Origin of the sequence: Pontibacter aydingkolensis, assembly GCF_019443125.1 — a bacterium.
Taxonomy (GTDB): Bacteria; Bacteroidota; Bacteroidia; order Cytophagales; family Hymenobacteraceae; genus Pontibacter; species Pontibacter aydingkolensis.
On record NZ_JAHYXK010000007.1, the window covers coordinates 201,503 to 214,850 of the forward strand.

Sequence of the window (13,348 nt, forward strand, 5' to 3'; positions counted from 1 at the left end):
TAGAGGGAGCAGGTGTATACTTGCTCCCTCTTTATTTATACAACTCTGACTAACCTAATTAAGTATAAGGTAAACACTATATTAGATAAGCAATCTATGAACCGTCTGCACCTGCTGCTTTCCTGCCTTATACTTTTGGCTGCCTCATGCACACCTTACCTCCCGGACAAGGAGCCAGAAGACCCATTAGAGAACGTTGACTACGGTGAAATTGCTCCCATTGATTCCATTACAAAAGTTTTCTCCTTTAAGGGCGCACAGGTAACGGGGGTTACGATGAGTGAAGACGGACGTTTATTTGCAAGTTTCCCGAGGTGGCGAGAAGGGGTGATGTTTTCGGTAGTTGAAATCCAGGGCGACGGCACATTCAGGCAATACCCAAACCCTGACTGGAACGCGTGGACCGGCGAGCCAAAACCTAACCAGTTTACCTGTGTGCAGTCAGTGGTGGCGCATAATGGCTCTTTGTTTGTGCTAGACCCGGCAAGCCCCATGATGGAAGGTGTGGTAGGCAATGCAGCACTGTATGAGTTTGATCTCTCTACAAACAGGTTAAAAAACAAGTGGGAATTTGATAAAACAGTGGCCCCTGAAAAATCTTACCTGAACGATCTGCGTGTAGACGATCAGAACAAAAAGGTATACATCACAGATTCCGGGATGGGAGCCATCGTTATACTTGACCTTGCTACAGGAAAGAGCAGGAGAGTGCTGGATCAGCATCCATCAACCAAAGCAGAGAACATTACCCTGAAGATAAACGGGAAAAAGTGGTTGCAGAACGGGAAACAACCCCAGATACATTCCGACGGAATCGCTTTGAACACAGCAGAGGGCAATCTATACTTTCATGCTTTAACGGGTTATACGTTGTACAGTATTCCTACGGCAGCTTTAAACAACAGCAGCTTAAGCAGCGAGGCAATAGGCAACCAGGTAAAAAATCTGGGTAAAACACCTGCACCGGATGGGATGATTTTTGATAAGCGTGGCAACCTGTACATGGCCGACCTGGAAAAGAACGCGATTGTCTACCGCACACCGGCAGGCGAAATAATGAAGCTCATACAAGGCAACCAGATACGATGGGCAGATACCTTTACCATATACCAGGACAATCTATATTTTACAACCTCCCGCATAAACGAAGCAGATGGGCCAATAAATAAGATGGTATTCAGCATTTACAAAGTGCCATTAACTCCTTTCGTGCAGTAAAGGTTAATTCAGGCAAAACATTAAAAAGCCCCTGCAGAAAACTCTACAGGGGCTTTTTAATGAGAAATGCAATCTGTTATTTACCGTTGTTACTTGGCTTTATAGCGCCGCAGGCAACTGGTAGTGTTGGCCAGTAAGTGTTGCCTACTGTCATACCGTGTAATACTATCACATTATTCTGTAAAGGAAGCATTCCTGCAGTAACTGGAAATGTCTTTGTATAATTAATAGTACCGTCTGGTGCAGTTGGGAATGGCGTAAGTGAAAGAAGAATCGGACCATAGAAAGGTGCGCCTTCTGCCAATTCTATTAGCCCGTCATTATCCGTGTCAGCAGACATTGGAGGACAAACAGCGTTTTTGTTACTATCCATAAAACCATGGATGTGCTGCGGATGTGGCTGGTTAGGCTCTAGTCCGCTTGCCATAATATTTACAGTAAGCATATCACCCTTAAGCGTTAGCGTGGCGGTACCCATAACACCAGAGCCGTTTAAAGACATGATATCAGCAGTATAGGTTTTGTTGAGGTTATAAGACTTGCTACGGTGTGCATCCTGGCTGCCCTGGGCATTTAGCGAAGCATCTGGAGAAATGTTTTCAGATTCGCAGGCTGTAAAAACTAATAGCGAACAGGCGGCTACAACAGAAGTAGCACTTCGTAAGAAATTTTTCATAGTATGTTTTTTTAATGATTTGAACTACTTACGACTTACAACCTGCTAACCCGCAACGCGGTAAGAATATACTGGTTAACATTCAAAATTTTGCAGCCAATAAACCTTATTACTACGTGAACGAAAAATCCAGTATTTCAGAACCATGATTTTCTTAAGTCTAATAATCGGGTAAACTTGTAAGTTGCTGTGCTGTGCGTACAAATTGCCCGGTGCCAAAGGCCACCTCTTTTCCTTTATCGTTATAGAGGGTGGCTTCAGCAATGTAAAATGTTTTGCCAATAGATCTAAGTATGCCAACAGCCTTTACTTCTCCACTACTTACCGGGCGCAAAAGGTTTAGTTGAAAAGATGATGTTACAATAAACACATCGCGCACCACAGAGGCTACAGCAAAGTATGCGGCATCATCCAGAAACTTAAAGTATAAAGCACCGTGCATGGCACCTGCCCCATGGTGGTAAGCAGGGATGACTGGCAATGTTATCTCGGCACGGCTGTGGCTTATGTTGATGGTGCTACCACTTATTGTTTCCTGAATGCTGGCGCTCTGGTAAAGGTGCTCTAATGCATGGTAATGTTGCTCTGGATCCATGATAAAGTATAATGTTATTTTAATGGCAAGTATAGGGAATGATCTTCAATAGCGAGTGGCAATTTCCTGGTTTATACTCTCTGAAGTAACTTCGTCAGTTAATCAAGCAAAAAAGATGAATTATAAATTCGGGGCAGGAATAGCACACTTGGAATTTTGGGTAAAAGATATGGAAGAGTCCATGCAATTCTATAGCCAGCTTTTTCCGCTTATCGGGTGGTATGCTTTAAACCAAACTTCTTATAGTTGCGGTGTACACGAGTTATACTTCAAAGAGGTGCCTATAGGTTTTCATGACAGTCTGGGTGTACGCCATATCTGTTTTCATGCTACAAGCACTGAGGTGGTTGATAAAGTAGGAGAGTGGCTGCAAAGTATAAATGCAGATGTTATCAGAGGACCGCAACTCATGCCGCAGTATGGCCACAGCTACTACACTGTAGACTTCAGAGACCCAAATGGTTTTGTGCTGGAGGTGGCATATATGCCGGAGGCCAGGCTATAAAAACAACAACCCGGACCATTTAAAGCCTGGGCTGCTGCCTTTATGAAAACAAGTAATTCAATTTATACTTTATGATGGCAGATAAAAGGTCTGCGCACTACATTTTAAACAGTTTAAACTGCCGAGATATACTTAGCAGCAACACGCTCTTTAACTGCTGCAACGTCAATTCCGGCCTGCTCCATTTTATGCAGCGCAGCTTCTTCTATCAGTTCTTTTAGCTGCGTCAAGCACTTGTCGAAACCGGTATGGGTGCCCATTAGCATACATAGCTCCTGCTCCACCTCAAGCCAGGTAGAAATGCAGGCGTGGTTATGCTGTATCTGTACTTCCAGCTTGTCCAGCGCATTGGCAACCTTAGCCTCGTAGGTTTGCTTGTCTTCAAACTCATGCCACAACTCGTACACATGCTGCCCAATGCCACTGCCAAGGCGGCTACGAAGGTTCTCGATTGCCTGCTTCTCTTTTGCCTGCTTTAGTTCTCTGGCACTTGCTGTAGTCACCTCAAATGCCGGAATGTCACCCGCCTCGGCCTCTACAAGGTCATGTATAATCACCATTTTCAGAGTGCGTGCGGTGTCCAGTTCTTTATCCAGGTAAGGTTCCAACAACACTACCATCAACGACATGCGCCACGTATGCTCGGCAACGCTTTCCTGCCTGCCATTAGATAGCCAACTGTGCCTTAGTTCACACTTCAGTTTTTCGGCAAGGGCGAGCACCTCTAAAACATTTCTAAGCTCATTTTTCATGGTTGATTTTTTATGTAAGCTTTTTCGTAGTTCAGATCTTACAAATGTAATTAGACTGTAGCCAAGTATAAAGTTACAAGGGCTGCTGTATATCCTGTAAAACCTGTTGTTTGCCTTGCTTTTATGCACGTTTGGGTCAGGCTATTGCTGGCGCCGTTCTTAATTCTTTCACGCGTTCTTCAAAGTATATAGCCGGACGGCCTTCTCCCTGTGTAGCAACAGATTGGAACAATTGCATCAGTTCAGGGCTATGCTCTGTTTTTTGTCCTTTTTTGATGGAGATATAAGCAAACCTTGACCATATTACAGCCTGCACGGCGCCGGTTTCTTTGTCCAGCATCTGGCATTCGGTTACCAGGTTAGCGCTATCGAAATGCATCAGGCAGGTTTTAATCTTTACCCACTCCATAAACTTAACTTCGCGCAGATAGGCAATTTGGTTAGAGGCCACCACCCAGGCGTTACCAGTTTGTTTTATGTGCCCGTAAATGTCTAATCTATAGTTTTCACGCACCTGGTCTTCACGTGCGTTCAGAAAGTAATCAATGTAGCGGCCATTGTTCAGGTGGCCAAACGGATCACAGTCTTCGAACCGGATCAGTACATCGCTTTCAAGATATTTTGGTAGAATGGTTTCTGATTTCATATTATATTTTAGACCGTTCGGTCTTTTTTGGGGTAAAAAATTTTATACTTTAAGTTCTTGTTCAATGATCTGCTCCAGGTGCTGCAGCACTATGTTCATGTGTTTTGTATCGCCGTACGCCTTTGAGACCATAATGCCGCCTTCTACCATGATGATAAACAAAACAGAAAAGCGTTCGGCATCTGCGGTTGCTTTAAATTCTCCCTGCTCTATGCCTTGTTTTACGATATTGGCTACGGCTTTATGCAGTTTGTCTAAAACCTTTACTACATTTACGCGCAATTGTGGGTTGGTATCGTCGGCCTCAACAGAAGTATTTAAAACCGGACAGCCGCCTATAATTGGAGGTGTGAACAGATATGTCCGGTAGAAACTGATAAGGGCTGCAAGCTTGTTTAATGCAGAAGTATGAGCAGCAAGTTTATCAGCAATTAACCTGATAAGGTAGCTGGTGGCATGCTCAAATGCAGCTAAGGCAATTTCTTCCTTACTATCAAAATGGCCATAAATTCCGCCTTTGGTTAAACCAGTGGCTACCATAATATCCTGCATAGAGGTACCTGCAAAGCCTTTTTGGTTAAAAAGGTGCGCCGACTTCTCAACGATCAGTTGCCGAGTACGTTCTGACTTGGATATAACTGCTTCCATAATTACTGTTACGTAAAATAAACCGATCGGTTTGTGATTTGCAAGGGTGTGCTTATTAATTTATCAGGCCTAAGTATAAAAGAAGGTTAATGAGCGTAAACAGAAAGTCTCCTCAATAGTAAATAGTAGCTTAAAAGGAGGAATAGTCTGATCAAATGTGCAAATAAAGTATAAACAGATGACTTTTTTTGAGCTTGGTTCTCAGAGTAAATTACCAGTCGGGTTTAGACCTATCGGGTTTTTTAGTAGCTTTCTTAGGCAGCTGCTGAATGTACTGCATTTCGGCATTGCGCATGGCATCCAGCAGAAGTTTGGCACGTTCCGGGCTGATATTAGCTTTCTGAAGGCGTGCTCGCTGTGTTTGGGCGCGTATATCTGCCTCTGATATGTTTTCACTGCTGCCGCTGCGTTCCTGCTGCTTAGGGTCAAACTGGCTATCCTGGTTCAAACCTTCTGTATCGCCAGGGCTTTTTCCGGTAGCCTGTTCTTTGTCCTGCTGCTGCGGTGTCTGTTCATTTGGTTTAGACGTTGAGCCGCCTTCCTGTTGCTGTCCCTTTTCATCGGGCTGAGGCTGTTCTGTTTCTTCTTCCTGTTCACCTTTGGCATCAGGTTTTTTTCCTGGCTGTGGCTCTTCCTGAGCAGGAGGAGGAAGGGTAGTGCTATCTGCTTGCGCCTGTTCAGGTTCCGGTGTCTGCTCTTCTGGCAGTTCAGCCATATCGGGGTTCAGGTCCAGAAATTTTTTCAGCAGTTCATAGTTATAGCGTGCGGCTTCGTTTTCAGGCTCAGCGATTAGAGCTTGTTTGTACAGGGCTAGAGCCTGTTTATACTTTTTCTGTTTAGTGGCAATATTGCCCAACTGCAAGTGCACCACCGAACGTAAATGCATGGCTTGGTGATCGGCTAGCAGGCGATACTGCTCCAAGGCTTGTGTAAGCCTGTTGTCATTATAGTAGGCATGCGCCAGGTTTAACCTTATCTGGTCGTCTTTTACTTCCAGGTCGTTTAACAGGTACTCGTAGGCAACAATGGCTTCCTGGTACTGTTGATTATTATAGGCCTTGGCCGCGGTAGCTGCATATTCGTTTACCTGTGAGATAGTGCGCAACCCACCTCCAAGTATACTTACCAGCAACACTGTGATCAGTACGCTTTTCATATCCTGACAACTTTAACAGTGATAAGCACATCGAGCAGTATCAGGAGCAGGGCAAGGGCCAGTGGGTAAATATATTTGTTGGCCGTAACGTCAATGGTTTTGCTCTCACGCAGTTCACCCTCAATGTTATTGATGGCGCTTATCAGCCTGCTAACTTCACTAACGCGGTTGTTTATCTCAAAGTATTGCCCGTCGGTTAGCTCGGCCAGTTGGTTCAGCGGCCCGGGATTAAGTGTGGTAGTAACAAAGCGGGCCTGCTTGTCGCGTTTGTAGCTTCGGCCAACAGGTATGCGGCCACCTTCCTGCGTGCCGATGCCCAAAGTATAAACGCGTATATTCTGCTCGCGCAGTTGCTCGGCCAGCTGCTCTGCGTTACCGGCAAAGTTTTCTCCATCGCTTATCAGCACAAGTACTTTTGCTTTTTGCTCCACTTCTTCCACCGCTGGGCCACTGCTGAACTTATCCAGGGTTAGCTGTAATACCGGTGCATAATCGGTGCCGGAATAGGGTACAAGGCTGGTGCGCAGGGTTTGTGTATATAGTTGCAGAGCGTTTTGGTCGTATGTGAGGGGGCTATGCAGGTAAGCCTCGTTTGAGAACACGATAAGACCGATTTTATCGGAGTTGAACCGGGTAATGAGGCGCTGCACCTCGCGTTTGGCTTTCTCCAGGCGGGAGGGCTGTACATCTGTCGCATCCATCGACTTCGAAAGGTCAATGGCAATATAGAGGTCCTTGCCTATTGTCTTGATCTCTTTTTTCATGGCCCCGAACGAGGGACCAAGTATGGCAATAATGATGAGGGCTACATATACATGCCGGAGCAGGAATTTAAACCAAACCACATGGGGGCGCTGGTTAAAAAAAGCAGCTACTTTTCTTACACGAAGCAAATACCCGATGTACAGCACAAAAAAAAGTGAGCCGAACAGGATTTCGAGTATGGTAATGGTTTGGTACCAGGTCATGTATTAAAAGAAACTGGCATGAGCCTTAGAATTTACATTGGCTGCCAATTACAAATATACTAAAAGAGCAGGTATTAAATGATGCGTTTATGTTCTTAAAAGGCATATTTTATCGGTAGCAGACAGAAAACTAGCAGATGTGGATCAGATGCTGCAAAAAAGATTAAAAAAAATTAGCAGAAATAAGCTCAGGCAATCTTAATATTATCAATTAGTTATACTTAAAAGGGTGGTTTGAGGACTGTTTTCATACTTATTTTTTAGGACCTGCTATTGCGCTGTTAAGGGTAATGTTGTATGTTTGCATTCTCTTTAGCAGAAAGAGCCCCGGAGGGGTGGGTGAGTGGCTGAAACCAGCAGTTTGCTAAACTGCCGTACTCGTAAGGGTACCGGGGGTTCGAATCCCCCCTCCTCCGCAAGCGAAAATATTTTAAAAATGTTTTGACTATTTAAAATCTTCGCTTACTTTTGCACCGCGTTCAACGATAACAGCACCACAAGTGCTTCCGGAGTTGAAAGCATAGTTCGGGGTGTAGCGTAGCCCGGTATCGCGCCACATTTGGGATGTGGAGGTCGTAGGTTCGAATCCTGCCACCCCGACAAAAAATTCCGGAAGAAATTCCGGAATTTTTTATTTATAGGAAACGGTATCCGTATCGTTGCCATGGTCTCGTAGCTCAGCTGGATAGAGCAACTGCCTTCTAAGCAGTAGGTCTTTGGTTCGAATCCAAACGGGATCACGAAAAGCCCCTTTAGTTTAACTAGAGGGGCTTTTTTGTTTTATATCTCCGTATGATTTATGTTTTTCATAACGGCCTCATGAATTAAAGTCAGATAGTAAGCAGCTGATAACTTTTTCTGATTTAAGTAATCTTTGTACTTCCTCTGCTGCCTTATAGTGCTTTTTCTTTTCTGTCTATAAATACCTGACTTCTTGCTCTCTAAGGTGTCCAGCTTAAAGAGAAATAGCCCACTTGAAGGCTCAGGTGGGCTATTCCAATTATCTAACCACCTATTCATACTTGTTTTGTAACAGATTGGTTTTTAGTAGCTGGTAAAATTTATTAGGAACGAGTAAAGCGAGCACTTAGCGATTTATACTTTTGATGATGTTAGGCTGCTGTTTAAAGTATAGCTGTTTTGCAATATTAAGTTACTTCCTCAGTTTATACTTTGATCCCACAACTATATTTGAAAACAAACCATGCACTACAAACATTTCTGGCTGCTTGCCATAGCCTTTCTCCTTAACACCACTTATACGTTTGCTCAGGCTGTAAAAATCTCTGGTAAAGTCCTCGACACCACAACGCAACAGCCCGTGCCTTATGCCAACATCGGAATAGCCGGTAAAGAAATTGGTACTGTCGCTAATAATTCAGGGGAATTCTCCTTTAAGGTTGATACTAAAGACCTGCCATCCAGCGGAAGTATAATTGTGTCTTGTGTCGGCTATGAAAGTATAGAACTGCCAATAAACATAAATGCTTCAAAACCTTACCTAGTTGAGCTGAAGCAGGAAAGTTTTAACATAGCAGAGGTAAGTATAAAGCCCCGCAAATTAAAGAAAAAAGTGCTCGGCAAAAACGACAGGGAATACCTTACCTCTACCTTATTCTTTACTGTATATGATGAAGTGGATGATAAGTTAGGCCGGGAACTTGGCAATATTATCAAGCTTAGCGGACAGGAATGTCTGGTAAAAGATTTCAACTTTTATATTAATCATAACCAGTTTGAGAGGATCAAGCTGCGGCTTAACTTGTACGCTGTAGTGGATGGCCTGCCAGACAAAAGTATACTTAACCAGGACATCATTTTTGAGCTCGGAGATAAACAGAAAGGCTGGGTTACGCTGGACCTGCAAAAGTACAACATATCTATGGAGGGCATGGAGGAAGTGGCTGTTACGATACAATGGCTGGAAAGCAAACAACATAAGCCGGATCAGAAGTTTATGACCTTGTCGGGCGCGCTGACTGTCCCGAAAAGGTATGTGCGCAGAGAAAAAAGCGAGGCCGAATGGACCAGGACCGGAGCTTACCTGAGCATGTATCTTAATGCTGATTGCTATAAACCTGATAATGACGCTCGAGTAACTGTGCAGTAGCAAAAGGTATTTCGTTCTCCTTATCCAACCACCCCCAGCCTCTTTTTGAAGGGGGCAGGGGATGATCAAATTAATGAAACATTTACTTAAACATCATTTTCCTAAGTTGCAGCTTGTTCATAAACTCTAATCTTTCGCTGGCGAGGGTTTGCAACCCGTGTCTTACTTATAATGTTGGATTTGCAATCCAACTGGGCCAGAGGCCCAACTATAGCTAGTCACGAGTCGCATATCCCGGACTTGCTTCGGGACGAGGACGCTCGCGCCATGGTAGTTCGGCTTACTAAGGAGCAGCCTCCTCATATACTTTCACCTCCAGCTTATCCGGGCAACTCTCCAGCAACACATCTATACTTTGCCCTAAAACCGGGTGCACCAGGTCAGGCGTAATCTCAGCCAAAGGCATTAATGTAAATCTACGCAGGTGCAGTTGCGGGTGCGGAATGGTAAGACGCTGCGTTTGCTGCATCAGGTCATCGTAAAAAAGTATATCGATGTCTATAACACGGGCACCCCAATGCTCCTGCCGTATGCGGCCCAGTTCCTGCTCAATGGCATTTATACTTTGCAGTACCTCTTCAGGAGAAAGTATAGTTTCTACCTCCAGTACCTGGTTCAGGAAGGTAGGCTGGTCTGTTTTGCCCCAGGCTGCCGTTTCATATACTTTAGAAGTATGAGCTATACTTCCCACACGCTGGTTTATACTTTCGCGGGCCTGCTGCAGGTATAATGTACGGTTGCCCAGGTTGCTGCCCAGCAATAAATATACCTTAGGCATGCTTCCTGAAAAACTCGATGGTTAAATCAGCTGCTGCTTTGGCGGCCGTTGGCAGTTCTTCCTCCTCGTAGGGGTGCATACCGCCAAACGAATGGTCTGTTTGTGGCAGCAGCACCAGGTGCGCATCCTGTTTCCAGCTTTTCAGGTCGTGGGCCATTTGTATTGGAAGCGTTTCGTCTTCTTCGCCATGTAAAAGTAACAGCGGCTGGTCTATGTTCCGGATAACTTTCGGGATATCGAGGCGGTGGCGGTTCTTCTGAAAGTCTTCTACAATCTGGTAGTACAGCGGCATCTTTTGGCCGGTTCTGAAATTCTCTACCCATTGCACGCCTTCCTCTTTCCAGTTATCCATGTGCAGTTCTTCCCAGCGGTTATCATATTTGCTTACAGCTGCCCAGGTAGCTACTGCCTTAACACGAGGCTCCTCTGCGGCTTTAAGTATAACGGCACCACCGCCACGGCTATGCCCCATCAGGTAAATTCTGTTCAGGTCGAGTTCGTTTTGGTTCAGTGGACCCTCTGGGTCGTGCAGCAGGTCTATCAGCGCCTGCATATCGTCTAGTTCCAGGCTAAAGTTGTTCTGACCAAAGGCTTCCAGGTCGTGCAGGTCGGAGTAATCCTCTACAGAGGTGCCGTTGTAAGAAAAGTTGAATTTGATGAACACAAAACCGTGCGCTTCGAAATAGTGTGCCAGCAGGTTAAAGTGCCCCCAGTCTTTAAAACCTTTAAAACCATGGGTAAAGATTACCACAGGTTTAGGCTTGCCATCTTCTGTAAAGGATGCATCGGCAGTAAAAGGGCGTTCGTGTTCAGGGTATACTACAAAATCGACTTTCATCTGTTATAAGGGTTAATGGCTAAATTTCTAATTGATTGATTGCCTGTTCTACGAAGATTTGGCGGTAATAGCAATTGTCTTGTTAACAATTTACCCATTCAACAATTAAACAAATAGTATAGCAGCAATTTAACAATTAATCATTGTTTTGCTAACACACGTTTGGAAAGCACCCACAGAGGAAGTAATATTGCAGACTTAACACATGAGCATCGGCCTAAAGGAAATACAAGCGCCCATCGCGCCTGAAATGGAGCTGTTCGAGAAGAAGTTTAGAGCCTCAATGAAAACGAGGGTTTTGCTTCTTGATCGGATAATGAGCTACATTGTGAAGCGCAAAGGCAAGCAGATGCGCCCTATGTTCGTGTTCTTCACGGCCAAACTCTTCCACGAAACTATTGACGAACCTACTTACCGCGGCGCGGCTCTTATAGAGCTGCTGCACACGGCTACGCTGGTACACGACGACGTGGTAGACGATGCCAATTACCGTCGTGGTTTCTTTTCTGTAAACGCCCTCTGGAAAAACAAGATTGCCGTACTGGTAGGCGACTACCTGCTTTCTAAAGGTTTACTGCTTTCATTGCAGAACGACGACTACGAACTACTCAAGATCGTATCGAATGCGGTAAAGGAGATGAGCGAAGGGGAGTTGCTACAGATCGAAAAGGCCCGCCGACTGGATATAACAGAAGAAGTATACTTTGACATTATCCGCCAGAAAACTGCCTCGCTTATTGCATCGTGTTGTGCAGTAGGTGCTGCATCAGCCGGCGCCTGTAAAGAGGATGTGGAGAAAGCTCGTTTGTTCGGAGAGAAAGTTGGTATTGCCTTCCAGATAAAAGACGACCTGTTTGATTACGGCACAGCCGAGATCGGTAAGCCCGTTGGCATCGACATCAAAGAAAAGAAGATGACCCTGCCGCTGATTCACGCCCTGCGCGGAGCCGATTGGTTTACGAAGCGTAAGGTAATCTACAACGTAAAAAACAACAACGGCGACAGCAAGCGCGTGCAGCAGGTAATCGATTTTGTTAAAAGCACAGGCGGTATCGAGTACACCATACAGGTAATGAATCAATACCACGCCGAAGCTCTGGCCATACTGCATACCTTTCCGGATTCCCCATCGCGCCGTTCCCTGGAGCACCTGATCGCTTATACCATAGAGCGGGAAAAATAGACCGGTGATTAAGGGGATTATTATAGATTTTAATGATTCTTTTCTGAATCAGGATTTTCTGGATTTTTATAGATTAAAAGGTTTTGAAGACCTCACAGTGTCTGGAGGTCCTGCGAGTGTCTGGAGTAGGAAAAGCGTTTGATCGTTAGAAGTCGTTGCTGCGTAGCTGGCAAGACACTCACAGGTCTTAAAGACGCTGTGAGGTCTGTTGCTATAACAAATCGATCTAAATTCTTAAGTTGCTGGGAAAAAATCAATTCAATCCGTCTAATCCCCATTAATCTGTGGTCAAGATTCTGCAACAAACAGCCAAAATTTTGCAACAGCGTTAACTGGTGAAGTAGCTAGCTTTGCTCTTGCAAAATAATCTATGAAAAAATGAGCCTGAACACTAACACCTGGAACCGCCTGCGGTATACTTTATACTTGCCCATCTACGACCTGATTGCAGATCATATATTCCGAAAGTATAGAAAACGATCCGTCGAATTACTGGCTTCTAAGCCCACTGATGCCATACTTATACTTGGCGCCGGCACCGGTCTTGATTTACCTTACCTGCAAGGCTACACCAACCTGACTGCCATCGACATCACACCGGGCATGATCACAAAGCTGAAGGAGAGGGCAGAAGAGTTGCGCATACCAGTTAACGCGCAAGTGATGAACGGGCAGCAACTTGCCTTTGCAGATAACAGTTTCGATGCGGTTTTACTTCACCTTATACTTGCCGTTATCCCGGATCCTGTGGCCTGCATAAAAGAAGTAGAGCGGGTGCTGAAGCCAGGGGGGACTGTTATGGTGTTCGATAAATTTTTGCCTGATGGGCAGAGGCCATCTATACTTCGTCGTTTCTTCAACCAGATTGCTAGCACGCTTTTCTCCGACATCAACCGCAGCATCGGTAGTATTGTGAGCCATACTTCTCTGCAAGTGGAGTTGAATGAGCCGGCGGCTTTGGGGGGCACATTTAGGTTGGTGAGGTTGAGGATACCAGATTAAAATTGTATTGGCTCTCCTCAAAATATTAGAGAGTTGTCAGAAGGAGGCCAACCACCCCTAACTCCTCCTTATCTAAGGCGGGGAATTTTACTTACTGCTTCGACTGACGTCATAATAGCTGTAGTATTCCCTTATTGTCATTCTGGAAGAATCTTGGTTGATGGGAGGTTAAGCTTAAGCAACATAGCTTATACTTTTGCTAATGTAGAACCGGAGTTCCCCGCCTTAGATAAGGAGGGGTTAGGGGTGGTTGGACCCGTGACTGCAAAACAA

General features: G+C 45.0%; 14 protein-coding genes and 3 tRNA genes. 8 read left to right on the plus strand and 9 right to left on the minus strand.

Annotated elements, in window-relative coordinates:
• The first annotated feature begins 96 nt into the window (after nucleotides 1-96).
• Nucleotides 97-1,218: an L-dopachrome tautomerase-related protein gene (locus K0O23_RS10780; protein WP_219877423.1), complete on the plus strand. Its 1,122-nt coding sequence runs from the start codon at nucleotides 97-99 to the stop codon at nucleotides 1,216-1,218.
• Nucleotides 1,219-1,294: 76 nt separating this feature from the next.
• On the opposite strand, the gene K0O23_RS10785 is transcribed toward K0O23_RS10780, so the two are convergent.
• A complete protein-coding gene (locus tag K0O23_RS10785) occupies nucleotides 1,295-1,894 on the minus strand; it encodes a superoxide dismutase family protein (RefSeq protein WP_219877424.1) in 600 nt (199 codons plus the stop codon).
• 160 nt (nucleotides 1,895-2,054) lie between these two features.
• Nucleotides 2,055-2,489, minus strand: coding sequence for a PaaI family thioesterase (locus K0O23_RS10790; RefSeq protein WP_219877425.1), 435 nt, complete (start codon nucleotides 2,487-2,489; stop codon nucleotides 2,055-2,057).
• 115 nt (nucleotides 2,490-2,604) lie between these two features.
• On the opposite strand from K0O23_RS10790, the gene K0O23_RS10795 reads away from it, so the two are divergent.
• Nucleotides 2,605-2,994 carry a VOC family protein gene (locus K0O23_RS10795; RefSeq protein WP_219877426.1) on the plus strand — a complete coding sequence of 130 codons (390 nt, stop codon included), beginning with the start codon at nucleotides 2,605-2,607 and terminating at the stop codon, nucleotides 2,992-2,994.
• A 113-nt stretch (nucleotides 2,995-3,107) separates the two neighbouring features.
• On the opposite strand, the gene K0O23_RS10800 is transcribed toward K0O23_RS10795, so the two are convergent.
• The 5 genes from K0O23_RS10800 to K0O23_RS10820 all read right to left on the minus strand — a co-directional run bounded on the left by K0O23_RS10800 (nucleotide 3,108) and on the right by K0O23_RS10820 (nucleotide 7,164).
• Nucleotides 3,108-3,746 (minus strand): HD domain-containing protein, encoded by a 639-nt coding sequence (locus K0O23_RS10800; protein WP_219877427.1) that lies wholly within the window; start codon nucleotides 3,744-3,746, stop codon nucleotides 3,108-3,110.
• Nucleotides 3,747-3,882: 136 nt separating this feature from the next.
• A complete protein-coding gene (locus tag K0O23_RS10805) occupies nucleotides 3,883-4,392 on the minus strand; it encodes an acyl-CoA thioesterase (protein WP_219877428.1) in 510 nt (169 codons plus the stop codon).
• A gap of 42 nt (nucleotides 4,393-4,434) precedes the next feature.
• A complete protein-coding gene (locus tag K0O23_RS10810) occupies nucleotides 4,435-5,040 on the minus strand; it encodes a TetR/AcrR family transcriptional regulator (RefSeq protein WP_219877429.1) in 606 nt (201 codons plus the stop codon).
• A gap of 211 nt (nucleotides 5,041-5,251) precedes the next feature.
• Nucleotides 5,252-6,196: a tetratricopeptide repeat protein gene (locus tag K0O23_RS10815; RefSeq protein ID WP_219877430.1), complete on the minus strand. Its 945-nt coding sequence runs from the start codon at nucleotides 6,194-6,196 to the stop codon at nucleotides 5,252-5,254.
• The gene (locus K0O23_RS10820; protein ID WP_219877431.1) at nucleotides 6,193-7,164 is read right to left on the minus strand and encodes a vWA domain-containing protein; all 972 of its coding nucleotides are present in this window, start codon (nucleotides 7,162-7,164) and stop codon (nucleotides 6,193-6,195) included. Before K0O23_RS10820 ends, K0O23_RS10815 begins: the two co-directional genes overlap by 4 nt.
• Nucleotides 7,165-7,493: 329 nt before the next feature.
• On the opposite strand from K0O23_RS10820, the gene K0O23_RS10825 reads away from it, so the two are divergent.
• The 4 genes from K0O23_RS10825 to K0O23_RS10840 all read left to right on the plus strand — a co-directional run bounded on the left by K0O23_RS10825 (nucleotide 7,494) and on the right by K0O23_RS10840 (nucleotide 9,274).
• Nucleotides 7,494-7,580: transfer RNA gene (locus K0O23_RS10825), tRNA-Ser, on the plus strand.
• Between the two features lie 110 nt (nucleotides 7,581-7,690).
• Nucleotides 7,691-7,764, plus strand: a tRNA-Pro gene (locus K0O23_RS10830).
• A 66-nt stretch (nucleotides 7,765-7,830) separates the two neighbouring features.
• Nucleotides 7,831-7,904, plus strand: a tRNA-Arg gene (locus tag K0O23_RS10835).
• 464 nt (nucleotides 7,905-8,368) lie between these two features.
• Nucleotides 8,369-9,274 carry a carboxypeptidase-like regulatory domain-containing protein gene (locus K0O23_RS10840; protein WP_219877432.1) on the plus strand — a complete coding sequence of 302 codons (906 nt, stop codon included), beginning with the start codon at nucleotides 8,369-8,371 and terminating at the stop codon, nucleotides 9,272-9,274.
• 283 nt (nucleotides 9,275-9,557) lie between these two features.
• On the opposite strand, the gene folK is transcribed toward K0O23_RS10840, so the two are convergent.
• Together folK and K0O23_RS10850 are read right to left on the minus strand one after the other, a co-directional pair.
• Nucleotides 9,558-10,052 (minus strand): 2-amino-4-hydroxy-6-hydroxymethyldihydropteridine diphosphokinase, encoded by a 495-nt coding sequence (gene folK / locus K0O23_RS10845; RefSeq protein WP_219877433.1) that lies wholly within the window; start codon nucleotides 10,050-10,052, stop codon nucleotides 9,558-9,560.
• Nucleotides 10,045-10,890, minus strand: a complete 846-nt coding sequence (locus K0O23_RS10850; protein WP_219877434.1) for an alpha/beta hydrolase family protein — start codon at nucleotides 10,888-10,890, stop codon at nucleotides 10,045-10,047. The genes folK and K0O23_RS10850 overlap by 8 nt, the downstream gene beginning before the upstream one ends.
• Nucleotides 10,891-11,095: 205 nt before the next feature.
• Between K0O23_RS10850 and K0O23_RS10855 the strand changes: the two genes are divergently transcribed.
• Nucleotides 11,096-12,073, plus strand: a complete 978-nt coding sequence (locus tag K0O23_RS10855; protein WP_219877435.1) for a polyprenyl synthetase family protein — start codon at nucleotides 11,096-11,098, stop codon at nucleotides 12,071-12,073.
• Nucleotides 12,074-12,451: 378 nt separating this feature from the next.
• Nucleotides 12,452-13,075 carry a class I SAM-dependent methyltransferase gene (locus K0O23_RS10860; RefSeq protein ID WP_219877436.1) on the plus strand — a complete coding sequence of 208 codons (624 nt, stop codon included), beginning with the start codon at nucleotides 12,452-12,454 and terminating at the stop codon, nucleotides 13,073-13,075.
• Nucleotides 13,076-13,348: the final 273 nt, after the last annotated feature.